General features: G+C 75.1%; 22 protein-coding genes. 13 read left to right on the top strand and 9 right to left on the bottom strand.

Annotated elements, in window-relative coordinates:
• Window positions 1-34 precede the first annotated feature (34 nt).
• The 4 genes from ACFPL3_RS20175 to ACFPL3_RS20190 form a co-directional block, all read right to left on the bottom strand.
• The gene (locus tag ACFPL3_RS20175; protein WP_343946467.1) at window positions 35-1,153 is read right to left on the bottom strand and encodes a DUF3500 domain-containing protein; all 1,119 of its coding nucleotides are present in this window, start codon (window positions 1,151-1,153) and stop codon (window positions 35-37) included.
• Between the two features lie 17 nt (window positions 1,154-1,170).
• Window positions 1,171-1,413: a hypothetical protein gene (locus ACFPL3_RS20180; RefSeq protein ID WP_343946468.1), complete on the bottom strand. Its 243-nt coding sequence runs from the start codon at window positions 1,411-1,413 to the stop codon at window positions 1,171-1,173.
• A 51-nt stretch (window positions 1,414-1,464) separates the two neighbouring features.
• Window positions 1,465-3,759, bottom strand: coding sequence for a transglycosylase domain-containing protein (locus ACFPL3_RS20185; RefSeq protein WP_343946469.1), 2,295 nt, complete (start codon window positions 3,757-3,759; stop codon window positions 1,465-1,467).
• A gap of 98 nt (window positions 3,760-3,857) precedes the next feature.
• Window positions 3,858-4,040, bottom strand: coding sequence for a hypothetical protein (locus tag ACFPL3_RS20190; RefSeq protein WP_379589514.1), 183 nt, complete (start codon window positions 4,038-4,040; stop codon window positions 3,858-3,860).
• A 125-nt stretch (window positions 4,041-4,165) separates the two neighbouring features.
• On the opposite strand from ACFPL3_RS20190, the gene ACFPL3_RS20195 reads away from it, so the two are divergent.
• From ACFPL3_RS20195 to ACFPL3_RS20240, 10 genes are all read left to right on the top strand, one after another.
• Window positions 4,166-5,995 carry a hypothetical protein gene (locus tag ACFPL3_RS20195; protein WP_379589516.1) on the top strand — a complete coding sequence of 610 codons (1,830 nt, stop codon included), beginning with the start codon at window positions 4,166-4,168 and terminating at the stop codon, window positions 5,993-5,995.
• Between the two features lie 108 nt (window positions 5,996-6,103).
• Complete coding sequence (thrS, locus tag ACFPL3_RS20200) at window positions 6,104-8,149, top strand: threonine--tRNA ligase (protein ID WP_343945049.1); 2,046 nt, start codon at window positions 6,104-6,106, stop codon at window positions 8,147-8,149.
• 132 nt (window positions 8,150-8,281) lie between these two features.
• On the top strand, window positions 8,282-8,857 hold the full coding sequence (locus ACFPL3_RS20205) for an HIT family protein (RefSeq protein WP_343945048.1): 576 nt from the start codon (window positions 8,282-8,284) through the stop codon (window positions 8,855-8,857).
• A gap of 50 nt (window positions 8,858-8,907) precedes the next feature.
• On the top strand, window positions 8,908-9,549 hold the full coding sequence (pgsA, locus tag ACFPL3_RS20210; RefSeq protein WP_343945047.1) for a phosphatidylinositol phosphate synthase: 642 nt from the start codon (window positions 8,908-8,910) through the stop codon (window positions 9,547-9,549).
• Window positions 9,546-10,448 carry a phosphatidylinositol mannoside acyltransferase gene (locus ACFPL3_RS20215; RefSeq protein ID WP_343945046.1) on the top strand — a complete coding sequence of 301 codons (903 nt, stop codon included), beginning with the start codon at window positions 9,546-9,548 and terminating at the stop codon, window positions 10,446-10,448. The genes pgsA and ACFPL3_RS20215 overlap by 4 nt, the downstream gene beginning before the upstream one ends.
• Window positions 10,449-10,462: 14 nt before the next feature.
• Window positions 10,463-11,593 (top strand): glycosyltransferase family 4 protein, encoded by a 1,131-nt coding sequence (locus ACFPL3_RS20220; protein WP_379589526.1) that lies wholly within the window; start codon window positions 10,463-10,465, stop codon window positions 11,591-11,593.
• Window positions 11,593-12,141, top strand: coding sequence for an NUDIX hydrolase (locus ACFPL3_RS20225; protein WP_379589519.1), 549 nt, complete (start codon window positions 11,593-11,595; stop codon window positions 12,139-12,141). Before ACFPL3_RS20220 ends, ACFPL3_RS20225 begins: the two co-directional genes overlap by 1 nt.
• 45 nt (window positions 12,142-12,186) lie before the next feature.
• The gene (gene pdxS / locus ACFPL3_RS20230; RefSeq protein WP_343946558.1) at window positions 12,187-13,113 is read left to right on the top strand and encodes a pyridoxal 5'-phosphate synthase lyase subunit PdxS; all 927 of its coding nucleotides are present in this window, start codon (window positions 12,187-12,189) and stop codon (window positions 13,111-13,113) included.
• 122 nt (window positions 13,114-13,235) lie between these two features.
• A complete protein-coding gene (locus ACFPL3_RS20235) occupies window positions 13,236-14,099 on the top strand; it encodes a glycoside hydrolase family 16 protein (RefSeq protein ID WP_343946559.1) in 864 nt (287 codons plus the stop codon).
• Between the two features lie 19 nt (window positions 14,100-14,118).
• On the top strand, window positions 14,119-16,452 hold the full coding sequence (locus ACFPL3_RS20240) for an ATP-binding protein (RefSeq protein ID WP_343946560.1): 2,334 nt from the start codon (window positions 14,119-14,121) through the stop codon (window positions 16,450-16,452).
• Here the strand turns inward: ACFPL3_RS20240 and ACFPL3_RS20245 are convergent.
• Window positions 16,409-16,963 (bottom strand): helix-turn-helix domain-containing protein, encoded by a 555-nt coding sequence (locus ACFPL3_RS20245; protein ID WP_343946561.1) that lies wholly within the window; start codon window positions 16,961-16,963, stop codon window positions 16,409-16,411. The two genes, ACFPL3_RS20240 and ACFPL3_RS20245, sit on opposite strands and share 44 nt — an antisense overlap.
• Window positions 16,964-17,017: 54 nt before the next feature.
• Between ACFPL3_RS20245 and ACFPL3_RS20250 the strand changes: the two genes are divergently transcribed.
• Together ACFPL3_RS20250 and ACFPL3_RS20255 are read left to right on the top strand one after the other, a co-directional pair.
• On the top strand, window positions 17,018-17,704 hold the full coding sequence (locus ACFPL3_RS20250) for an AzlC family ABC transporter permease (RefSeq protein WP_343946562.1): 687 nt from the start codon (window positions 17,018-17,020) through the stop codon (window positions 17,702-17,704).
• Window positions 17,701-18,009 carry an AzlD domain-containing protein gene (locus ACFPL3_RS20255; protein ID WP_343946563.1) on the top strand — a complete coding sequence of 103 codons (309 nt, stop codon included), beginning with the start codon at window positions 17,701-17,703 and terminating at the stop codon, window positions 18,007-18,009. Before ACFPL3_RS20250 ends, ACFPL3_RS20255 begins: the two co-directional genes overlap by 4 nt.
• A gap of 3 nt (window positions 18,010-18,012) precedes the next feature.
• On the opposite strand, the gene ACFPL3_RS20260 is transcribed toward ACFPL3_RS20255, so the two are convergent.
• The 4 genes from ACFPL3_RS20260 to ACFPL3_RS20275 form a co-directional block, all read right to left on the bottom strand.
• Window positions 18,013-20,118 carry an elongation factor G-like protein EF-G2 gene (locus ACFPL3_RS20260; RefSeq protein WP_343946564.1) on the bottom strand — a complete coding sequence of 702 codons (2,106 nt, stop codon included), beginning with the start codon at window positions 20,116-20,118 and terminating at the stop codon, window positions 18,013-18,015.
• Between the two features lie 63 nt (window positions 20,119-20,181).
• Window positions 20,182-20,628 carry a hypothetical protein gene (locus ACFPL3_RS20265; protein WP_343946565.1) on the bottom strand — a complete coding sequence of 149 codons (447 nt, stop codon included), beginning with the start codon at window positions 20,626-20,628 and terminating at the stop codon, window positions 20,182-20,184.
• Entirely contained in the window at window positions 20,625-21,362 is a 738-nt protein-coding gene (locus ACFPL3_RS20270) for a DUF4328 domain-containing protein (RefSeq protein WP_343946566.1), read from the bottom strand. The genes ACFPL3_RS20265 and ACFPL3_RS20270 overlap by 4 nt, the downstream gene beginning before the upstream one ends.
• On the bottom strand, window positions 21,359-21,985 hold the full coding sequence (locus ACFPL3_RS20275) for a DUF4328 domain-containing protein (protein ID WP_343946567.1): 627 nt from the start codon (window positions 21,983-21,985) through the stop codon (window positions 21,359-21,361). The genes ACFPL3_RS20270 and ACFPL3_RS20275 overlap by 4 nt, the downstream gene beginning before the upstream one ends.
• Window positions 21,986-22,400: 415 nt before the next feature.
• Between ACFPL3_RS20275 and ACFPL3_RS20280 the strand changes: the two genes are divergently transcribed.
• Window positions 22,401-22,584: ACT domain-containing protein (locus tag ACFPL3_RS20280; RefSeq protein ID WP_465269433.1), on the top strand; the 184-nt coding region annotated here is incomplete at its 3' end.

Here is a 22,584-nt window from a genome sequence, read left to right on the forward strand (position 1 = left end):
CGCAGATGGTCAGCGCGACGGTCGGCGCCGACGATCAGTGGTGAGCCGCCCGGTGGGCCGCCAGCACGTCGCGCCCGAAATCGGCCTCCGGGTCGCGCCACACCGCGTGGGCGTGGTTGACCCCGCGCTGCGTGTTGTCCCACTCCACGAGCAGGCGCGGGCCCTGCAGCCGGTAGTAGTGCGGCTCGCCGGGTGCCGTGCCACCCGCCCAGGCGACGTGCACGGCGTCGAGGGCAGCCGGGTCGTCGTAGCGGGGCATGGGGGAGATCTCCGCGGGCACGCGGTCGAGGTAGGTGGCCAGCAGCGCCCGCAGCAGCTCCCGCTGCGCCGCGTCCAGCTCGGCGCCGGCCACGCCCTTCGGCTCCGGTGTGATCGCCACGGCCTCCTGGTCGGCGCCCTCCAGGCCGCTGATCGGGGTGGCCGCCTGCGGGTCGGTGTGCACCCCACCCGGGCGCCACAGCCCGCTGCGACCCGCCGCGTTGTCGAGCCGGGAGGTGTTGCCGCCGACGATGTCGTCGGGGGCACGGGGCAGCAGCACGGCCTGCGCGGCGAGCTCGGGGCGCAGCGAGCGCACCAGCTCGCGCGCCAGGTCCTCGGCCGCCCCGAGCGGGCGCAGCTTCTCGCCGCCCAGGAACTGCGACACGGCCGGGTCGGCGCCCAGGAAGCACGGGGTGGTGGCCGCGACGCGCCCGTCCACCACGAGGTTGTGCAGCGACACGTGGTGCCCGCCGAACCGCCAGCCCCACGGCGCCGACCCGCCGGGCTCGCCGAACACCCGCACGAAGTACATGCCCGGGTCGCGGCCCCGCTCGCGCCCGAAGTTCACCGTGAAGCCCTCGGTGCGGTCGAGGATGTTCTCCAGGCCCAGCACGGTGGCCACCGTGGTGTAGCCGGCCTCCGACAACCCGCTCGCGAGCAGCCGCATCACGAGCCGCTGCTGCGCGGGCCGCTGCTGGTGGAAGGTGAGGCCACCGTGATCGGTGGGCGTGTAGAACCAGCGCGTGCGCTCCGCCTCGGCCTCGTCGTCCGCACCGGGCGCGGGCCGCACCGCCACCGCCCGCTGCTCGGGGTCCAGGGAAGCCAGCCACTCGGCGGCCGCCTCGGCCATCCGGTCCGCCACGTCCCGCCCGGGATCGGTCACCGCTTGTGCCATGCCGTGACCCTATCCGGCTACACCGCGGGCAGCGGTGGCCCGCCGAGGCCGCCGCGGGCCCGGCCCAGCCGGATCTCGCATCGCACGGCGGCCGGGTCGAGACCGGTGAGGTCGACGATCAGCGACCGGGCCGCGTCCTCGGCGTCCGGCATCGCCGGGGCGGTGGTGGCCGCCTCGATCTCGGGGACGTACAGGACGAGGTGCCGTTCCGAGAGCCAGGCCACCACCTCGAACGTCCGCTCGCCGGCGTGCGTCGCCACGCCGTCCACGGTAGCCCCGGAACGCACATCCGTCGTGGGCCGCTCGGCTGGTCAGCCACATGGGGTGACGGAGCAGTCCTCGTCGTCGTCATCGTCGGGGCGCCGGTCCACGCCCGGGTCGCCGAGGATCCCGGGCCGTTCCGGGTCGTCGGGGGTGAGGTCCGGCTCCTCGGGTTCGGCCGTGGTGGGCGGGCCGGGCGGCGGCTCCGGCGGCGGTGGCGGCGCGGGCGTCGACGGCGGCGGGGTCTCGTTCGGCCCGAGCGGGGACGGGGGCTCGCCGATCGGGCGCAACGGCGGGAAGTCCTCCACGGGCGAGCCCGCCACGGCGTCGGACATGACGTCGCGCCACACGTCACCGGGCAGGCTGCTGCCCTGGATCGGGCGGCCGCGGGCGGTGCGGATGGGGGAGTTCATGTCGGTGCCCATCCACACGACGGTGGAGACGGACGGTGTGAACCCGGCCATCCAGGCGTCGTTGTTCTGCCCCTCGAACCGCGACTGCACCGTGCCGGTCTTCGCCGCCACCGGGCGCCCCTGCGGCAGGCCCAGCCGGTCGTGCTCGGCGACACCGAGCATCGCCTCCACCACGTTGCGCGCCACCCGCTCGGAGAAGCGGCGCTCCCCCTCGGTGGCCGCCTGGTAGAGCACGCGGTCGTCGGCCGTGACCACCGACGACACGAGGTGCGGCTGCCGCCAGACCCCGCCCGCCGCGATCGTGGCGTACGCCGAGGCCAGCTCGAACGGCGAGACCTCCTTGTTGCCGAGCGCGATGCCCTCCGTGGGCGCGTCCAGCGGCGCCGTGATGCCCGCCAGCCGGGCCGCGGCGGCGACCGCGTCGGCCCCGATCTCCTTGGTGAGGGTGTGGAAGACGACGTTGTTCGACACGGTCATGGCCTGCTTGAGGTCGCACTCGTCGCAGTCGGCGCCCTCGGCGTTGCGCAGGCCCGGCACCTCACGCCCGTCGTAGACCTCGCCGAGACCGATCGGCGGCTCGCGCGTCAGCGCCGCGAGCACGACGAACGGCTTGAACGTCGAGCCCGCGAGCTTGCGCACCTGCGTGTAGTCCAGCCCCAGCCCGTTGTCGCCGCCGTAGTAGGCGAGCACCGCGCCCGTCCGCGGGTCGATCGTCACCACCGCGCTGCGCAGGTTCACCGGCTGCCCGTCCAGCGCGTCGTGGGCCGCGTCGACGGCCTGCTGCTGGCGCTCCGGCTGGATCGTCGTGGTGATCCGCAGGCCCTCCTGCGCGACGTCCTGCTCGGTGAAGCCGAGCTCCTCCAGCTCCGCGGTCACCGCGCTGACGATGTGGCCGCGGCTGTCGGTGGGCACGCCGCGGGCCAGCGAGCGGCGCGCGTCGGTCTTCGGGAACCGCGCGTCGGCGCGCTCTGCCGGGCCGAGCCAGCCCTGCGCGACCATCCCGTCGAGCACGAAGTTCCACCGCTCGACGGCCCGCTCCGGGCTCACCGCGGGATCCCAGCGCGACGGGGACTGGATCAGCCCGGCCAGCATCGCCCCCTGGGTGGGGGTGAGCTCCTGGACGTCGCTGCCGAAGTAGGCCTGCGCCGCGGCCTGGATGCCGTAGGCGCCGCGCCCGAAGTAGATCGTGTTGAGGTAGTCGGCGAGGATCTCGTCCTTCGAGCGCTCCTGGGAGATCTTGACCGCGAGGATGACCTCCTTGTACTTGCGCCACAGCGTCTGCTCGTCGCCGACGAGCGCCTTCTTCACGAACTGCTGCGTGATCGTCGAGCCGCCGCCCTCACCGCCCCGCAGCTGGTTCCACGCCGCACGCATGATCCCGGTGAGGTCGAAGCCGGGGTTGGAGTAGAACGAGCGGTCCTCCGCGGCGAGCACGGCGTACCGCACGTGCACGGGCACCTGCTCGAGCGGCACCTTGATCCGGTTGCCCTCCTCGGGCACGAGCCGGGTGAGCGGGCTCCCGTCCGCGAACGAGACCAGCGCGACCTGGTTGTTCACCGCCGCGTCCGGGTTGGGCACCGAGAAGAACAGGTAGCCGACCGCGAAGGCGAACACCGGGAACAGCACGACCGCCGCCGCGGCCCCGAGCAGCCCGCGCCGCAACAGCCGCATGCGGCGGGCGCGCACCTGCGCCGGGGTGCCGCGCACCGCCCGGCCGGGTGCCTCGACGACCGGCAGCACGTCCGTCGCGTCCGGTGCGCGGTGGCGGGCGGTGTCCTCGCCCGCCCGCACCGGCGCCTGCGGCTTGGGCGGCTGCCACCACCCGACGCGCGACGGGTGGGTGCCGCGCCGCGCACGCAGGTGCAGGAGCCCCGATCGCCGCACCCCCGATCCGGTGGACCGGGAGGTACGCCGCCGGCGGGATCCGTGCACGCGTCCCACCTCCCCTGACCGGCGTTCTCCCCGTCAGCGGGGAGGACGTCGGGTCCAACGGGCGTCCCGGCGAGCGCGGTGTGGCGGGTGTGGAGACATCACCCGATGGACGTGCCCGCCCGGTGCACGACCGGGTCCGCCGCGCGGATCCGGGCACCGTCGGTGATCGCCCGTCCGCCGGATGGCCGCATCCCGGACCCGTTGCCGCTCGGCGAGCGGTGCCGCCGGTGCGCCCGGCCGCGCCGCCCTCGCCGCGCCGCCGCCCGGGAGGGCAGCGCCATGGGGCGGATGCCACGCCCGCACCCGCCGGATGCCGCAACAACGGAGGTCCCCGCTCGGCCCAGCGGTGGCGCCGCCGAGCGGGCGGACGTCCGTTGCTCCGCCCCGGTGCCGGGATGCTGGGGCGATGCTCCCCGCTCCCCGCGACCCCAGCGCGCCCCAGGCGGTGACTCCCGATCCACCACCGGCGCTCGCGCCACTGCTCACCGACTTGCTGCGGTCCACGGGGGCGCAGGCCCTCCACGCCGTCGACGGCGCGGGCGGCGACGTGCTGGTCGAGGTCGGCCTCGCCGACGGCGACGACCTCGCCTCCCTCGCACAGCTCGGCCGTGCCGCCACGGCCCTCGGCCGCGGTCGCGGCGAGTGGCTGGAGGACGTCGTCGTGACGCTCGGCCGCACCGTGCACGTCCTCCGCGAGGCCGGCGGGGTGGTGCTGCACGCGCGGCTCGACCCCGCGAGCGGCGACGTCGGCGGTGTGCGGCGCGGGCTCGCCGCCGCCGACGTGCTCCGCGCCGCCGAGCAGGCCGGCCGTGGCCGCGCCGCCGGCCGTGAGAGCGACCGTGGCGCCCGCCGCGAGACCGGCCGTGACACCGGCCGCGAGGTAGGCCGCGAGACCCGCCGTGACGCCGGCCACGCGGTGCCCGCTCCGCGTCCGCGCCCCGCCCCCGAGCCGGCCGCCCCGAGCCGGCCCTTGCCCAGGCGGGGCGCCCTGCCGTCCCCGGGGCCGTCCGCCGAGCGCGGCCCTGAACGGGGCGGCCCCGGAAAGGGCCCTGAACGCGGCGCCGAACGCGCCGCCGAACGCGGCCCCGAACGCGGCCCCGAACGCGGCCCCGAGCGCGGCCCCGAACGCGGCTCGGTGCGCCGCTCCGCCGAGGACTCGTGGCCGTACTCGCTCCCCGCGCGGTCCCGCCGCCCGGCCGTGCCCGACACACCGCAGCCGACGCCTCCACGGTCGGCCGGGCCGCCGGCCGCCGGGGCTCAGCCGCCCGAGCCCCAGCAGTCGGGGCCCCGCCCGGCGCAGCCCGGGGCGGCGCAGCAGTCGGGACCCCGGGGGGCGCAGCCCGGGGCGGCGCAGAAGCCGGTGCCCGAGCAGTCCGGGACGCAGCAGTCCGGACCCCGGCCCGCGCAGCCCCGGGCAGCGCAGCAGGCGGGGTCCCGCCCGGCGCAGCCCGGGGCGGCGCAGCAGTCGGGACCCCGGCCGGCGCAGCCCGGGGCGGCTCAGCAGCCGGTGGGCCAGCAGTCCGGAGCCCAGCACTCCGGACCCCGGCCCGCGCAACCCCGGCCTGCCCCACCACGGCCCCCGGGCCCCACCGGGCCGCCGCTCGACGCGGAGACCACGGCACCCGCGCTGCCCCGGGTCCCACCCCCGGCCGCGCGCCACGCCGCGCGGACCCCGGGCGTCCTGGCGGTGCGCGGCGTGACGCCGCTCCCGCAGCAGCCGCCCGCCCAGCAGCCGCCCGCCCAGCAGCCCGGACAGCAGGCGCCCCAGCAGCAGCAGTCGTCCGCCCCGCAGTCGTCGGGACAGCAGCCGTCCGCGCAGCGCCCGTCCCCGCATCCGTCTCCGCGGCCCCTGCCCCGGCGGCCCGCGGAGGCGGCGCCCGCGGCACCACCCAGGTCCAGGCCGACGTCGGGGCCGGCGGAGGCGCCGCCCGACCCCGAGCCCGACCCGGCATCGCTCCCGCTGCCTCTGCCGGTGCCGCGGTCGCCGGCGGGCTCGGGCGGGCGGGATCCGGCGCTCGTCACGGTCGACGGGGCCCACGCCCTCACCGGGTCGGGTGCGCTGGCCGTGCTGGCACTGCCCCCGGTGGGCACGTTGCCGCAGCGCAGGCGGGCCGCCGCCGCGGTGCCGGTACCGGTGCCGCGCACGTTCGTCACACCCGCGGTGCTGCGGCAGCCCTGGGCGTCGGACCTCGCCACGATGCGCCGGTTGGTGGCGGCCCTGCACCGGATGAGCTGAACCGGGCGCCGGTACACCCCGCTGCCGGAAACCCGCTTCGCAGTGGTGACTAGCATCGGCCGAGCCCGGGCGGCCCGCGCCCGAGGCCTGAAACCGTGGAGGTCTCCCGTGTCCGCGCCCGCATCCCGTCCCGCGTCCGCCCCTGTCCGGGTGCCGGCCGGGACGACGGCCGGGGCGGCGGTACGCGAGGCGGGCCTGCCGACCACCGGGCCCACCGCCGTCGTCGTGGTGCGCGACGCCGATGGGCAGCTGCGCGACCTCGCGTGGGCGCCGGAGTCCGACGCCGAGGTGGAGGCGGTCGCCGCCGACACCGACGAGGGCCGCAGCGTGATCCGGCACTCGGCGGCGCACGTGCTGGCCCAGGCCGTGCAGCAGCTGCGGCCCGAGGCCAAGCTGGGCATCGGCCCGCCCATCACCGACGGCTTCTACTACGACTTCGACGTCGACCAGCCGTTCACCCCGGACGACCTGAGCAAGCTCGAGTCGTCCATGAAGAAGATCATCAAGGCGGGGCAGCGGTTCTCCCGCCGCCGCTTCGACTCGCGCGACGACGCCCGCAAGGAGCTCGCGGACGAGCCGTACAAGCTGGAGCTGATCGACCTCAAGGGCGCCCCCGGTGAGGACGTGGTGGAGGTCGACGCCTCCGGCGAGCTCACCATCTACGACAACCTGCACGCCCACACCGGGGAGACCGTGTGGTCGGACCTGTGCCGGGGCCCGCACGTGCCCACCACCCGCTACATCCCGGCCTTCAAGTTGACGCGCACCGCGGCGGCGTACTGGCGCGGCGACGAGAAGAACCCGCAGCTGCAGCGGATCTACGGCACCGCGTGGGAGAGCCAGGAGGCCCTCGACGCCCACCTGGAGCGGCTGGCGGAGGCCGAGCGCCGCGACCACCGGCGCCTCGGTGCCGAGCTGGACCTGTTCTCCTTCCCGGACGAGATCGGGTCCGGTCTCGCGGTGTTCCACCCGAAGGGCGGGGTGATCCGCAAGGAGCTGGAGGACTACTCGCGCAAGCGCCACGAGGAGGCGGGCTACGAGTTCGTCAACACCCCGCACATCACCAAGGCGCAGCTTTTCGAGACCTCGGGGCACCTGTCCTGGTACCGCGACGGCATGTACCCGGCGATGCACCTCGACGAGGAGCTGAACCCGGACGGCACCGTGCGCAAGCCCGGCCAGGACTACTACCTGAAGCCGATGAACTGTCCGATGCACAACCTGATCTACCGCTCGCGCGGGCGGTCGTACCGTGAGCTGCCGCTGCGGATGTTCGAGTTCGGCAGCGTCTACCGGTACGAGAAGTCCGGGGTGGTGCACGGGCTCACCCGCGTCCGCGGCATGACCCAGGACGACGCCCACATCTACTGCACCCAGGAGCAGATGCAGGGCGAGATCCGGTCGCTGCTGCAGTTCGTGCTCGACCTGCTCGCCGACTACGGCCTGGACGACTTCTACCTCGAGCTCTCCACGCGGGACCCGGAGAAGTCCATCGGCTCCGACGAGGACTGGGAGCGGGCCACCGACGCGCTGCGCGAGGCCGCGGAGGCCAGCGGGCTGGATCTCGTGCTCGACCCGGGCGGTGCCGCCTTCTACGCGCCGAAGATCAGCGTGCAGGTGAAGGACGCGATCGGGCGCAGCTGGCAGATGTCGACCATCCAGGTCGACCTGATGGAGCCGGGCCTGTTCGGCCTGGAGTACACCGCGGCCGACGGTTCGCGCCAGCAGCCGGTGATGATCCACCGGGCGCTGTTCGGCTCCATCGAGCGGTTCTTCGGCGTGCTCACCGAGCACTACGCGGGTGCGTTCCCGGCGTGGCTGGCGCCGGTGCAGGTCGTGGCCATCCCGGTCACCGACGAGCAGGTGCCCTACGTCGAGGACGTCGCCCGGCAGCTGAAGGCCCGCGGCATCCGGGTCGAGGTGGACGCGAGCGACGACCGGATGCAGAAGAAGATCCGCAACCACACGCTGCAGAAGGTGCCGTTCATGCTCCTGGTGGGCGGGCGCGACGCCGAGGCGGGTGCGGTGAGCTTCCGGTTCCGCGACGGCACCCAGCGCAACGGCGTGCCGGTGGCCGAGGCGGTGGCCGCGGTGGCCGACTGGGTCGGCAGCCGCACGAACGTCTCGCCGAGCGCGGAGGTCTTCGCGCCCTGACCGGATGCCGGCATGGTGGCTTCACTGGCGTAATGGGCGAGCAAAGCCACCTTGCCGGCATTGGGCTGGCACTGGGTCGGCACCGGGCCGGGAGGGCCACGGCGCTCTGAGGGCGGGACCTAGGATCGGCGCATGACGGAGGCGGGCGAGCCCGATCTGGAGGCGCGCGACGGGGTCGGCACGCCGGACGGGTTCCGCAGGCTCTGGACGCCGCACCGGCTGGCCTACATCAAGGAGGCGGGCGCCGAGGGCTGCCCGTTCTGCCGCATCCCGACCCTCTCCGACGAGGAGGGGTTGATCGTGGCGCGCGGGGCCACCGTGTACGCCGTGCTGAACCTGCACCCCTACAACCCGGGGCACCTGATGGTGCTGCCCTACCGGCACGTCGCCGAGCTGGAGGACCTCGAGCCGGACGAGGCGCGGGAGCTGATGGAGTTCACGCAGGCGGCGGTGGTGGCGATGAAGCGGGTGGCGGCGCCGCACGCGTTCAACGTGGGGCTCAACCTGGGGGCGGTCGCGGGCGGGTCGCTCGCCGACCACCTGCACCAGCACGTGGTGCCGCGGTGGGGCGGCGACGCCAACTTCATCGCCGTGATCGGGCAGACGAAGGTGATCCCGCAGCTGCTGTCGGAGACGCGCTCGCTGCTGGCGGATGCGTGGCCCGCGCCCGGTGCGCCGCGCGAACGGGCACCGGGCGGACGGCAGTAGGCTTGGTGCCCTAGAGGCGGGCCGGCAGCCCGGCGACCAAGCAGGAGTCCATGCTCAACGTCTTCGCCCGCGTGCAGGTCAACCGCGTGACCGAGCCCGTCGGCCGGTGGCTGGTCGCGCGAGGCGTCGTGCCCGATGTGGTCACGGTGATCGGCACGGTCGGGTCGGTCGCGGCCGCGCTGTGGTTCCTCCCGCGCGACGAGCTGTTCGTCGGCGCCGTCGTGATCACGTTCTTCGTGCTGCTCGACCTGGTGGACGGGGCGATGGCCCGCGCCCGCGGCTACAGCACACCGTTCGGGGCGGTGCTCGACTCCACCTGCGACCGGGTGGCCGACGGGGCCCTGTTCGCTGGGCTCACGTGGTGGTGCCTCGGCGCGGGGGAGGAGCGGGTGCTCGGGGTCGCGGCCCTGTTGTGCCTGGTGTCGGGCCAGATCGTGTCCTACATCAAGGCGCGGGCCGAGGGGGTGGGGCTGTCCGCCGACGGTGGCCTGGTGGAGCGGGCGGAGCGGCTGATCGTCGCGCTGGTCGGCACCGGGCTGCAGGGTCTGGGTGTGCCGTACGCGCTGCACGTCGCGTTGTGGCTGCTCGCGGTGGCGTCGGTGTGGACGGTCGGGCAGCGGATCGTGGCGGTGCAGCGCAGCGCCAGGGACGCGGCCGGCACCGCGCCCCCCGACCCGGCCGGGAACCCGTGAGCGAGCGGCTGGCCGACATCCGGTACGCGCTGGCGTGGCGCCTGGCGAGGGCGGTCCCCGGCGCGGTCACGGAGCGGGTGTTCCGGCTGGGGGCCGACCTCGCGGCGCGCTCGGGCGGAGGGCCCGCGGCGGGGCTGCGGCGCAACCTCGCGCGGGTGGTGCCCGAGGCCACCCCGGCCGAGCTGGACGCGCTGGTGCGGGCGGGGCTGCGCAGCTACGCGCGGTACTGGGACGAGATGTTCCGGCTGCGCCCCGGCGACGCGCCGGCCGTGCATGCCCGGATGGAGCGCGGGATGAGCGGCACGGCACCGTTCTACGCGGCTCTCGAGGAGGGGCGCGGGGTGGTGTTCGCGGTGCCGCACAGCGGCAACTGGGACGCCGCGGGCGTGTGGGTGGTGGAGACGCTGCGCAGGCTCGGGCGGGAACCGGTGTTCACCACGATGGCCCAGCGGCTGCGCCCGGAGACGCTGTACCGGCGGTTCCTGGCCTACCGGGAGGCGCTCGGGTTCGAGGTGGTCGCGGCGGAAGCCGGCAGCGCCGCCCACCGGGCGCTCACGCGCAGGCTGCGGTCGGGTGGGGTGGTCTGCCTGGTGGCCGACCGCGACCTGGCGGGATCGGGGATCGACGTCTCCTTCTTCGGGGAGCAGGCGCGCTTCCCCACCGGGCCCGCGCGGCTGGCCGCCCTCACCGGCGCCGTGCTCATGCCCGCCTACCCGCACTTCGCCCCCGACGGCTGGAGGGTGCCGATCGCGGAGCCGGTGCCGGTGGACCGCACGCCGGCGTCGGTGGCGAAGGCCACGCAGGCGATCGCCGACGCGTTCGCGTGCCTCATCGCGCAGGCGCCGCAGGACTGGCACGCGCTGCAGCCCCTCTGGACGGCCGACCTGGAGCCCCGATGAGCGCACCTGCGCCGCTGCGGGTGGGGATCGTGTGCCCGTACTCGCTGGACGTCCCCGGGGGCGTGCAGGCGCACGTCGTCGGCCTCGCCGGCGCGCTCGAGCGCCTCGGGCACCAGGTGAGCGTGCTGGCGCCCGCGGCGGAGCGCACGCCGGTGCCCGACTTCGTCACCCCGGCCGGGCGGGCGCTCGGCCTGCCGTACAACGGCTCGGTGGCGCGGGTGTCGTTCGGGCCGCTCACCTACGCGCGGGTGCGCCGCTGGCTCGCCGAGCACACCTTCGACGTCCTGCACCTGCACGAACCCACCACTGTGAGCGTGTCCGTGCTCGCGCTGCTCGCCGCCGAGGGCCCGATCGTGGCCACGTTCCACACCTCGATGGAGCGCTCGCGCACGCTGGCCGCGTTCGGCGGGGTGCTGCGGCCGCTCATGGAGAAGGTCACGGCGCGGATCGCGGTGTCGCCGCACGCCCGCCGCGTGCAGGTCGAGCACCTCGGCGGGGACGCGGTGGAGATCCCGAACGGCGTCGACGTCGGCGCGTTCGCCCACGGCCCGGCCCTGCCGGGGTACCCGCGCCCGGGCACCGTCGGGTTCCTCGGCCGCTTCGAGGAGCCGCGCAAGGGCATGCCGGTGCTGCTGGAAGCGGTGCGGCGGCTCGCCCCGCACCGCCCGGACCTGCGGGTGCTGGTGGCCGGCAGCGGCGACGCGGCGGCGCTGCGGCGCCTCGCGGGCCCGGTGGCGGACCGGCTCGACGTCCTCGGCCCGGTCGACGACGCCACCAAGGCCGCTGCGCTGCGCTCGGTGGACGTGTTCTGCGCTCCCCACACCGGGGGCGAGAGCTTCGGCATCGTGCTCACCGAGGCGCTCGCGGCCGGTGCGCCGGTGCTGGCGAGCGACCTCGCCGCGTTCCGAGCTGTGCTGGGGGAGACCGAACCCGCGGGCGTGCTGTTCCCCGCCGGTGACGGCGCGGCGCTCGCGCAGCGGCTGGGCGACCTGCTCGACGACCCGGCGCGCCGGGCCGCGCTGAGCGCCGCGGGCCGGGTGCGTGCCGAGGAGTTCGGCTGGCCTGCGGTGGCCGCCGCGGTGCTGCGGGTCTACCGGGCCGCCGTCGCGGCCGACCCGCGACGGGTCCCGGCCCGGGGCGCCTGATGACGCCGGTGGTCCTGCCGCTCGTCGCCTTCGCGGTGGTGGTGCTGGTGGGGGTGGCCACGCTGGTGGCCGGCCGCGTGCGGCGGCTCGACCGCCTGCACGTGCGCACGGACGCGGCGCGGGCGGGCCTGGAGTCGGCGCTGCAGCGGCGGGCGGAGGCCGCGCTGGGCCTGGCGGCGGCGCTGGAGGCCACCGGAGCGGCCCGGACGGACGGCCTGCGGGCCGCGGTCGCGGACGCCCGGGCGGCGGGCAGGGACCGCGAGGCCGCGGAGAACGTGCTCGGCAGGGAGCTGGCCGCCGTGCCCCGCACCGGGGTGCCGGACGTGGTGCTCGAGGAGCTGGTGGACGCCGAGCAGCTGGTGGTGCTGGCCCGCCGGGTGCACAACGACGCGGTGCGCGACACCCGCGAGTTGCGCTCGCGCCGGCTCGTGCGCCGGCTGCGCCTCGCGGGCACGGCCCCGATGCCGGAGTACTTCGAGATCGCCGACCCCGTCGCGGGTGTGACCACGGCCGCCCCCGGACGTCCCCCGGTGGCCCCGCCACCCTGACGTACCATCGGGTGAACCGCCAGCAGATCCGAGAGGTAGACGGTCGTGTCCTCCCCTGAATCCCCCTCCACCGCCCCCGCCGCATCCGAGTCGGTGCTGGGCACCGCGCGCGTCAAGCGCGGGATGGCGGAGATGCTCAAGGGTGGCGTGATCATGGACGTCGTCACCCCGGAGCAGGCGAAGATCGCCGAGGACGCGGGTGCCGTGGCCGTCATGGCCCTGGAGCGGGTGCCCGCCGACATCCGCGCCCAGGGCGGCGTCGCGCGGATGAGCGACCCCGACATGATCGAGGGCATCGTCGACGCGGTGTCGATCCCGGTGATGGCCAAGGCCCGCATCGGCCACTTCGTCGAGGCCCAGGTGCTGCAGTCCCTCGGTGTCGACTACATCGACGAGTCCGAGGTGCTCACCCCGGCCGACGAGGCCCACCACATCGACAAGTGGGCGTTCACCGTGCCGTTCGTGTGCGGTGCCACCAACCTGGGCGAGGCGCTGCGCCGCATCTCCGAGGGCGCGGCCATGATCCGCTCCAAGGGCGAGGCCGGCACCGGCAACGTCGTCGAGGCCACCCGGCACATGCGCTCGATCCGGTCGGAGATCCGCAAGCTCGCCGCGCTCGACGAGGCGGAGCTGTTCGTGGCCGCCAAGGAGCTGCGCGCGCCCGTGGAGCTGGTCCGCGAGGTGGCGCAGGCGGGCAAGCTGCCGGTCGTGCTGTTCACCGCGGGCGGCATCGCCACCCCGGCCGACGCGGCGATGATGATGCAGCTGGGCGCCGAGGGCGTCTTCGTGGGCTCGGGCATCTTCAAGTCCGGCGACCCGGTGAAGCGCGCGGAGGCCATCGTCAAGGCCACCACGTTCCACGACGACCCCGACGTCATCGCCAAGGTCTCGCGCGGCCTGGGCGAGGCGATGGTCGGCATCAACGTGGCCGAGCTGCCCGACGAGCAGCGCTACGCCGCGCGGGGCTGGTGACGCGCCCCGTCGCCCGATCCGGTCGAGTTGGCCCCCGGTGAGGTGATCCGGGCGGCCGGAGCAGTGATCGCTGCCTAGTGTCCGCCGTGTCCGAGTTGTGACTCGAGGTGCGGGGGAGACGGATGAGGCGATCCTTGACCATCGCGGCGATCGTCGGGACGGTCGTGCTCGGGAGCGCCTCCACGGCCGGTGCGGCCCCGCGCCAGGCCCCGCCCGCCCCGCCTGCGCCGGGGGTGTCGGCGGGTCACGAGACAAGTGCGGCCGCGGTGCACGGCTGGGGTGAGCCCAACCGCGTCGAGGAGTTCGACGGGCCGCTCGGCGACGAGTGGAACATCTACGACGGGGCGGGCCACGCAGGAAAGGGCAGGCGCACGCCGTCGGCGGTGAGCTTCTCCGACGGCATCATGACGATCACCGGCAGCCCGGAGGGCGACACGGCCGGGATGGCGTGGACCCCGGGCCAGCTCCACGGGCGCTGGGAGGGTCGGGTGAAGGCGCCCGCGAGCGACGAGTCCTACAACGCCCTGCTTCTGCTGTGGCCCGACGCCGAGGACTTCCCGGTGGGCGGCGAGATCGACTTCATGGAGATGCTGGACCACACCCGCCAGACCACGAACCTGTTCCTGCACTACGGCAAGGACAACGACCAGGTGGGCGGCAAGGTGCAGATCGACGCCACCCAGTGGCACAACTGGGCCGTCGAGTGGGCCCCCACCCACGTGGCCGCGTACGTGGACGGCAAGGAGTGGTGGCGCACCGACGACGTGGACATCCTCCCGCCGCGCGCCATGCACCTGTGCGTCCAGCTCGACTGGTTCCCCGAGGACGGCGAGGGGGAGGTCCAGGAGTCGCAGATGCTCGTCGACTGGGTCAAGCAGTACTCCTACCCCGGAGGCGGCGACGAGGGCACGCCCGCGCCGCTGACGGAGGGCGCTCCGGACGGGCCGCTCTCGGCCCACCGGGCGCAGTCGGGCGCGCCGCGCTGATCGTGCAGAGTGGTCACCCGTGGATGCGGGTGACGCGCGGTCGGTCGGGTCGCTGCTGCGGGAGTGGCGCAACCGCGCGCTGCTGACCCAGGAGCAGTTGGCGGAGCGGGCCGGTCTGAGCGTGCGGACGATCCGGCGGCTGGAGTCCGGCGACTCGGGCGGCCGCCCGCACGGCACGTCCCTGCAGCTCCTGGCCGCGGCGTTGCACCTGGGCGAGGAGGACCGGGCCACGCTGGCGGCGGCGGTGGGCGGGGTGCCGGATCGAACCGCCGATCCCGGCGGGCCACCGGCACCCGACGGGTGGGCGCCGCCCCGGCAGCTCCCGTCGGACGTGCACGGCTTCATCGGCCGGGACGACGACGTCGCCCGGCTCGACAAGATCATGGGTGGCCTGGGCGGTGGCGACTCGGCGCCGGTCGTCATCTCGGCGATCGACGGCACGGCGGGTATCGGGAAGACGGCGTTGGCCGTCCACTGGGCCCACCACGCGAGGGAGCACTTCCCCGACGGCCAGCTCTACGTGGACCTGCGCGGGTACGGTCCCGGCGAGCCGGTGCGCCCCGACGACGCGCTGGCGGCCATGCTGCGGTCGGCGGGCGTGGCCGCGGATCGCGTCCCCGCCGGGATGGACGAGCGCTCCGCCCTGCTGCGCAGCACCCTGGCCACACGCAGGGTGCTGATCCTGCTCGACAACGCGCGCGACAGCGACCAGGTGCGCCCGCTCCTGCCGGGCAGCGCCGCGGTCGTGCTCGTGACGAGCCGGCGCCGGCTGCGGGCCCTGTCGGTCCACCACGGCGCCCGCCAGGTGACCCTGGACGTGCTCCCGGAGCGCGACGCCGTGGAGCTGCTCGCCGAGGCGATCGGCAGGCAGCGCGTCGAGTCCGAGCCGGAGGCGGCGTCGGCGATCGTCCGGTTGTGCGCGCGCCTGCCGCTCGCGCTCCGCCTGGCCGCCGAGCGGGCGGCCGACACCCCGGGCAGGCCGCTGCGGGAGCTCGCGGCCGAGCTGGCCGATCACCGCGGCCGGCTGGCGGCGCTGTCGATCGACGAGAGCCCGGACACCGACCTGCGCTCGGTCTTCACGTGGTCCTACGACGCGCTCGACCCCGAGGCCGCCCGCATGTTCGAGGTGCTCGGCCTCCACCCCGGCAACGGTGTGAGCGTGCCGGCCGCCGCCGCGCTCGCCGGCGTCCCACCGGTGGAGGCGGCCGCGGCGCTGCGGCGCCTGAGGAACGCCAGCATGCTCGAGGAGCGGTTCCCCGGGCGGTTCGAGCTGCACGACCTGCTCCGCGAGTACGCCTGTGCCCGCGTCGAGCAGGACCCGGGCCTGTGTTCGGCCGCTCGCGGCCGCTTGCTGCGGTGGTACGCGCACACCGCGGAGGACGCGCGGGCCCGGCTCGTCGCGACGCCGCACGAGCTGCCGATCCCGCCGGGCCCACCGGAGGGCATCACGCCCGAGCGGTTCGACGACGACCGCGCCGCGGCGGAGTGGATCGACGCCGAGCAGGACGCGATCGTGGAGATCGTCCGGTGGGCCGACGACCACGGCCAGCGGGAGGCCGCCGCCGTCCTCGGCCAGCTGACCTGGCCCCACTTCTACGTGCGCGGTCTCTGGCACCAGATGCGGGTCGTGGGGGAGGCGGGGGTCGAGCACGCGGTCGCCATCGGCGACGCCCTCCTCGAGGCCAAGATCCGCAACGGGCTCAGCCAGCCGTACGGCCACCTGCCCGGCTACGCGGACGCGGAGATCGAGACGAGCCGCGCGGCCCTCGCCATCTTCGAGCGGCTGGGCATCCGGCGGGGGCAGGCGGCGTGCCTGCTGAACCTCGGGAGCGCCTACCACGAGGCCAACCGGCTGGTCGAGGCGCGGGAGGCGCACGAGCGGGCGCGTGACCTGTACCTGGAGGAGGGGAACCAGCTCTACGCGGCCTTCGCCCTGAACAACCTCGCCGGGGCCCTCGTCGAGCTCGGCCTGCACGACGAGGCGCTCGGCCACGCACGCCGGGCCGTCGAGGTCATCCGGGACGGCCCCGAGCCGTTCCGGGTGGTGCCTGCGTTGGTCACGCTCGCGGGCGTCCACGCGGCGCGGGGGGACCACGACGCCGCCGTCCGGAGCTACCGGGAGGCGGTCGCGGCGGCGGACCGCCTCGACGTCCGGTACGAGGCGGTGCCGGTGCGGATCAAGCTGGGGCGTCAGCTGGCCGCGGCCGGCGCGGACGGGGAGGCGACCGAGGTGTGGCGGGAGGCCCACCGGATCGCCGTGGCGCACGGCGACCCGCGGGTCGAGGAGATCGAGAGCCTCCTCGCGGAGGTCAGACGTACTCCATCACCAGCACCGCCGAGCAGCCCGGCGTGAGCGCGGCGTAGGTGTGCGGCCGGTCGCCCGGGAAGCGGACGTAGTCGCCCACCCCGAGCTCCACCTCGCCGCCCAGCGGTCCGGCGCGCCACCGCCCGGACGTCACGATCATGTGCTCGGTGGTGCCGGGGATGTGGCTGTCGGCCTCGCGCTGCGGCCCCGGCTCGCCCGCGATGACGTGCAGGTCGCGGCGCGCGCCTGGTGGGCAGGCGGCGAGCAGGGTGCCGCTGAACGGGGCGTGCTCGGACGGGATCGCCATGCCCTCGCCCGCGCGCAGCACGTGCACCGGTGCGGCCGGCGGGTCGACGAGCCGGCTGAACGGGATGTCGAGCACCACTGCGAGCGCCCACAGCGTCTCCACGCTGGGGTTGCCGGTGCCCCCCTCCAGCTGGGAGAGCGTCGACTTCGCGATGCCGGCGCGGCGCGCGAGCTCGGTGAGCGAGATGCCGTGGCGCTCGCGCTCCCGGCGCAGCGAGGCCGCGATGACGGACAGCGGTCCCGTTCGGTCCATCGGTCTCCTTGTTCGGCTTGACGAACGCGCCTGTCGTCGTTCACTGTATCGGACATGCGTTCGCTCACCCGAACACTGCATCGGGAGGACCTCCGCGACGCCGTCGCACTCGCGGCGGCGATCGCCGTGGTCGGTGCCTCCTTCGGCGCGCTGGCCGGCACCGCCGGGGTGCCGTTCGTCCTCATGGTGGCGCTCTCCGTCGTCGTGTTCGCGGGTGCGTCGCAGTTCCTGGTGGTCGCCGTGGTGGCTGCTGGGGGCAACGTGTTCGCGGCCGTGGCCGCCGGGCTGCTGATGAACGCCCGGCACGTGCCGTTCGGGCTGGCCATCGGGGACACCGTCGGTGGCAGCTGGCCAGCGCGGCTGCTCGGCGCCCACCTGCTCGTCGACGAGTCGGTGGCGTTCTCCCGGGCCCGGGGGAGCGGACCGCGCGCCCGGGCGGCCTACTGGACCTGCGGGATCCTGCTGTTCACCTTCTGGAACCTCGGCGCGATCGCGGGCCGGCTGGCCGGCTCGGCCATCCCGGACCCGGCCGCGTTCGGCGTCGACGCCGCCTTCCCGGCGGCGCTGCTGGCGATGCTGCTGCCGTCCATGGGACGGGCCGACGCGCGCCGCGTCGGGCTCGCCGCGGCGGTGGTGGCGCTGGCCGCCACCCCGTTCCTGCCCGCCGGTGTGCCGGTGATCCTCGGGCTGCTCGGCCTGCTCGTGGCCCGCACCGCGCCGGCCGGTCGGGAGGCGTCGTGACCTGGGCGGCTGTGCTCACCCTCGGCGTCGGCACCTACCTGCTGCGGCTGGTCGGGATCGTGCTGCGCGACCGCATGTCGGTGCCCGAGCGCGTCGAGCGCTACCTCGACCTGGGCGCCACCGCCCTGCTCGTGGCCGTCGTGGCCACCGCCGCGCTCACCGAGGGCGGCGGGTTCGCCGGCTGGGCCCGGCCCGCGGGCGTGCTCGTCGGCGCCGTCGCGGCGTGGCGGCGCGTGCCGTTCGTGCTGGTCGTGGTGCTCGCCGCGGCCACCACGGCGGGCCTGCGGATGTTCGGCGTGCCGTGAGGCCTACCGGGGCGCCACGTCGTAGCGGGCGAACCGGCGCGTGAACGTCGCCGCGCCCGCGGTGAGCGCCCGCAGGTCCACGGCGTAGCGCAGGAGCTCGACGCTCGGCACCTCGGCCTGCACGAGGGTGCGGCCCGGGCCCGCGACGTCGGTGCCCATCACCCGCCCGCGCCGGCCCGACAGGTCGCCGAGCACCGAGCCGAGGTGCTCGTCGGGCACCCGGATCGACACCTCGTCGTAGGGCTCGAGCACGGTCACGCCGCACGCCTGCGCCGCCTCCCGCAACGCGAGGGCACCCGCGGTCTGGAACGCGGCGTCGGACGAGTCCACGCTGTGCGCCTTGCCGTCCACGAGCGTGGCGCGGAAGTCGACCACCGGCTGGTGCTCGTCGGTGACCCCGCGCTCGGCCTGCGCGCGGATCCCCTTCTCGACGCTCGAGATGAACTGGTTCGGGATCGCCCCGCCGAAGATCTTGTCGACGAACTCGATGCCGGACCCGCGGGGGAGGGGCTCGAACTCGACGTGGCACACGGCGTACTGCCCGTGCCCACCGGACTGCTTGACGTGCCGGCCGGTGACCTTCGCGGGCTTGGCGAGGGTGGCGCGCAGCGGGACCCGCACCGGCTCGGTGTCGACCTCGGCCCCGCCGGCCCGCAGCCGGGAGAGCACGACGTCGGCGTGGGCCTCGCCCATGCACCACAGCACCGTCTGGTGGGTCTCCTGGTTGCGTTCCAGGCGCAGCGTCGGGTCGGCGGCGACGATCTTGGCGAGGGTCTTTACCATCGCGTCCTCGTCGCCGCGCGTGCGGGCGACCACGGCGACCGGCAGCAGCGGCTGCGGCAGGTCCCAGCACGAGAGCAGCAGGGGGTGGTCGGCGGCCGACACGGTGTCGCCGGTCTCGGCGCTGCCGAGCTTGGTGAGCGCGCAGATGTCGCCCGCGATGCAGGCGTCGACCTCGCGCAGCGTGGCGCCCATCGGCGCGTAGATGTGGGCGAGCCGCTCGTCGGCGTCGTGGCCGTCGGCCTCGCCGGTGCGCTGGGTCGGGATGCCGGTCGGGTGCCCGCTCACGTGCACGGTGGACTCGGGGCGCAGCGTGCCGGAGAACACCCGCACGAGTGACACGCGCCCGACGTAGGCGTCGGCCGAGGTGCGCACCACCTCGGCCGCCAGCGGCCCGTCCGGGTCGGCGGTGAGCGGCGGGTGCTCGGCGCCGTCGATGCCGCTGACCCCGGGCAGCGGGTGCTCCAGGGGCGACGGGAACCCGCCGACCAGCACCTCGAGCAGCGCGTCGATCCCGGTGCCGGACGCCGCGCATACCGGGATGACCGGGTGGAACGCGCCCCGCGCGACCGCCGTCTCCAGGTCGTCGATCAACGTGGTGACGTCGATGTCCTCGCCCGCGAGGTAGCGGTCCATGAGGGTCTCGTCCTCGGACTGCTCGATGATGCCCTCGATCAGCTCGGCCCGCGCCTCCTCGGCGCCGGGTGGGGCCTGGCCGGCGGGCGTCTGCGTGAGCAGGCCGTAGAGGCCGGTGAGCGTGTCGCCGTCGCGCAGCGGGAGGTAGAGCGGGGCGACCCCGTTGCCGAAGGCCTCCTGGCAGGCGGTGATCGTGGCCTCGATGTCGGCGCGCGGGTTGTCGCAGCGCGCGATCACGACGGCCCGCGGCATGCCGACCGCGGCGCACTCCTCCCACTGGGCGACGATCGTGGGGTCGATCGGGCCCTCGCGGCCGGCGTTGGCCGGCACCACGAAGAGCGCGGCGTCGGCGGCGCGCAGTCCCGCGCGCAACTCGCCGACGAAGTCCCCGTACCCGGGGGTGTCGATCAGGTTGGTCTTCGTGTCCGCGTGGAAGAGGGGGGCGACGGACAGGCCGACCGAGCGCTGCTGGCGGACGGCGGCCGGGTCGTGGTCGCAGACGGTGGTGCCGTCGAGCACGGTGCCCGCCCGCGGGATCTCACCGGCGTGCGCGAGCAGCGCCTCCACCAGCGTCGTCTTCCCGGAGCCGGAGGGCCCCACCAGGACCACGTTGCGCAACCGGGACGGATCGCCGACGGTGGGGGCCGTTGCCCGGCCCCCCGCGCGCTGCCCGGCCTCTGCTCTGACCGCCATCGAGGACCACCTCCGCGACGCTGCGTGTGACGTGTCCGCCATCACACACCCCGAGTGGCGGGGTCACAACCCCTGCGGAGTCGCCGACCGGGTGGCCGCGGCGAGCAGCTGGGCGACCCCCAGGAAGGCGAGCGCGACGCCGGCGACCACGACGGACACCAGGATGGCGGCCCGGACCGACATCGTGGGCAGCGCGACCATGAGCAGGAACCCGCCCACCGTGCGCAGGCTCCCGATCATGAGCTTGGCACCGTGCGGCGGCCGTGCGACGAGCCGGACGAGTGCGACCCACATGCAGGCCGCGGGCGATCCCAGGAAGACCGTCCCGAGCACGACGAGCAGTCCGGCCATCGCCATGTCGATGCCGTCCGGGCTGCCGCTCACCAGCCACGCCACCCCGCCGCCCGCCACGAGGGCGGCCAGCGCGGTGACGAGGAGGGCAGCGACGGCGGAGCAGACGAGCGCGCCGACCAGGAGCGGCGGGCGGGCGGGCGGTGCGGTGGTACTCATCGCGCCGGGAACAGCTGCGCGGTCTGCAGGGCGCTGACGCGGCGCACGATCGTGGCGAACACCGCGATGCTCGCCGCGAACGCGATCGCCAGCACCGTGTTGAGCACGGCGACCCCGAAGAACGAGCTCAGAGCCTCTCGGCCGCCGTCGACCAGGGTGCCGTCCGGCGCGTAGGTGAGGGTGCGGATCGGGAACAGCGGCTGGCCCACGATCGAGACGACGGTGCTCGCGATGACGATGCCCCACCAGGTGCGGACGAGGCGGACGAGGTCGTCGGCGGGCGCGTGCGGGCTGCTGCCGCGGCAGACGTCCTCGAGGATCGGCCGCGACCACCACAGGTTCGCGAACGGCACGATCATGCCGACCACCGAGAAGCCGGGGGAGTAGCGGAACGGGTAGTGCGGTGACAGCACCCCCGCGTTGGTGCGGGCGCGGTGCAGCCAGGTCATCCAGGAGATGCCCGCCGCGATGACCAGCGGGATCGCGAGGAGGGTCGGGAGCACCGAGCTCCAGATCCGCCCGCGGTAGCTCTCCCAGTAGGCCTCCTCGCCGACCCGCCCGTTCACGTGGTCGGAGAGCAGCTGGTAGTCCGACCAGCTACCGAGGAACAGCGCCAGGAACGCGAGCGCGGTGAGCCCGAGGAGCACCGCGGCGGCGGTGCCGAGGCCGTTCACCGAGCGGGGATACGGGGCAGCGGGGTGGGCGGGGCCTGCGGGCACGGGTGCGGTGGTCATCTGTTCCTCCGGCGGGAGTGGGTGGGACGTCCAGGGCGACCCGGGACGGTCGGCCGTGGGTGGGGTGGTGTGACGCGGGTCACGATCAGTGGCCGGCCGTGAGCGCGAGTCTGCAGCCGGGAGATGTGGCGCACGACGAGGGCGAACAGCACCGCGCTCGCGACGGCGAGCAGGTACGTGACGGTCTGGAACGTGAGCGCGGCTGCCGTCACGTGGTGCGCGGCGGCCTCGCCCGCCGCCCGCCCGGGCGCGAACAGCCACTCGGACACGGCGGACAGGACGAGGTTGCCGGTCCCGGCCACGGCCGCGGTGACGACCGTGGTCGCCCAGAACGCGCGCACAAGCCGGGTGCCCCGCTCGTCGTGGCCGTACGGGAAGCTCGCCGCGCGGATGTCACCGAGGATCGGGCCGATGAAGTAGGCGTTCGCCACCGGGATCAGCAGCAGCAACACCGAGGCCGTCGGCGAGTAGCGCAGCCGCAGGTGCGGGGACAGGAGCGCGGCGTTCGTGCGGGCGCGGTGGACCCAGACGAGGGCGGTGGCCGCCGCGGCGAGCGCCGTGGGCACCATGAGGAAACCCGTGACGAGCAGCAGGAAGAGGGGACCGTCCACCAGCTCGCTCACGCTGGGTATCCCGCTTTCCTACGGGCCGAACACGACCTGCGAGGCCCAGGAGGTCGCGGCGAGCCTCAGTAGCCCCGCGGCCAGGGCGGCGGCGACGAGGACGATCGTGACGGTGCCGAGCCCGGCGACGGGGCGCGGCCGGAGCTGTCCCGATGGGTGTGCCGGCGGGCGTGCCGGTGGCTGTGGGAACGGTGGCTGTGCGGACGGCTGCTGGGTGAATGGGTGCTGGGCGTAGGGCTGGGCGAACGGTGGCTGTGCCATCGGTGGTCGGGGGCCGGACGGCTGAGGGATGGTGTGCACGGCGTCCTCCGGTGCTCGGTCTGCCGAGGACGAGCCGGGGTGCAGTCCTGGAGTTGGGGGGATCGTGCAACCGGTGTGATGCAGGCCACGGTGAGGTCGTGGATAGGGTGCGGAGGTGCCAGTTCCCGGTCCCGGATACGCCATCACCGCTCGGGTCGAGGTGCCCGCCTCGGCCAGCGCCGCGGGCGACCTCACGATGGCGGTCGGCCGCGTCGGCGGCGTCGTCACCGCGTTCGACGTGGTCGAGTCGCACACCGCCACGCTCGTGGTCGACATCAGCTGCAACGCGCTGAACGAGG

The sequence above is a fragment of the Pseudonocardia zijingensis genome (genome assembly GCF_042657305.1).
Classification (GTDB): domain Bacteria; phylum Actinomycetota; class Actinomycetes; order Mycobacteriales; family Pseudonocardiaceae; genus Pseudonocardia; species Pseudonocardia zijingensis.

Bases quoted from the DNA above. Each gene is read 5' to 3' on its own strand.
- ACFPL3_RS20175 (WP_343946467.1), bottom strand. From the start codon at position 1,153: ATGGCACAAGCGGTGACCGATCCCGGGCGGGACGTGGCGGACCGGATG.
- ACFPL3_RS20190 (WP_379589514.1), bottom strand. From the start codon at position 4,040: ATGGCGCTGCCCTCCCGGGCGGCGGCGCGGCGAGGGCGGCGCGGCCGG.
- ACFPL3_RS20195 (WP_379589516.1), top strand. From the start codon at position 4,166: ATGCTCCCCGCTCCCCGCGACCCCAGCGCGCCCCAGGCGGTGACTCCC.
- ACFPL3_RS20205 (WP_343945048.1), top strand. From the start codon at position 8,282: ATGACGGAGGCGGGCGAGCCCGATCTGGAGGCGCGCGACGGGGTCGGC.
- pgsA (WP_343945047.1), top strand. From the start codon at position 8,908: ATGCTCAACGTCTTCGCCCGCGTGCAGGTCAACCGCGTGACCGAGCCC.
- ACFPL3_RS20225 (WP_379589519.1), top strand. From the start codon at position 11,593: ATGACGCCGGTGGTCCTGCCGCTCGTCGCCTTCGCGGTGGTGGTGCTG.
- ACFPL3_RS20235 (WP_343946559.1), top strand. From the start codon at position 13,236: ATGAGGCGATCCTTGACCATCGCGGCGATCGTCGGGACGGTCGTGCTC.
- ACFPL3_RS20245 (WP_343946561.1), bottom strand. From the start codon at position 16,963: ATGGACCGAACGGGACCGCTGTCCGTCATCGCGGCCTCGCTGCGCCGG.
- ACFPL3_RS20250 (WP_343946562.1), top strand. From the start codon at position 17,018: ATGCGTTCGCTCACCCGAACACTGCATCGGGAGGACCTCCGCGACGCC.
- ACFPL3_RS20260 (WP_343946564.1), bottom strand. From the start codon at position 20,118: ATGGCGGTCAGAGCAGAGGCCGGGCAGCGCGCGGGGGGCCGGGCAACG.
- ACFPL3_RS20265 (WP_343946565.1), bottom strand. From the start codon at position 20,628: ATGAGTACCACCGCACCGCCCGCCCGCCCGCCGCTCCTGGTCGGCGCG.
- ACFPL3_RS20270 (WP_343946566.1), bottom strand. From the start codon at position 21,362: ATGACCACCGCACCCGTGCCCGCAGGCCCCGCCCACCCCGCTGCCCCG.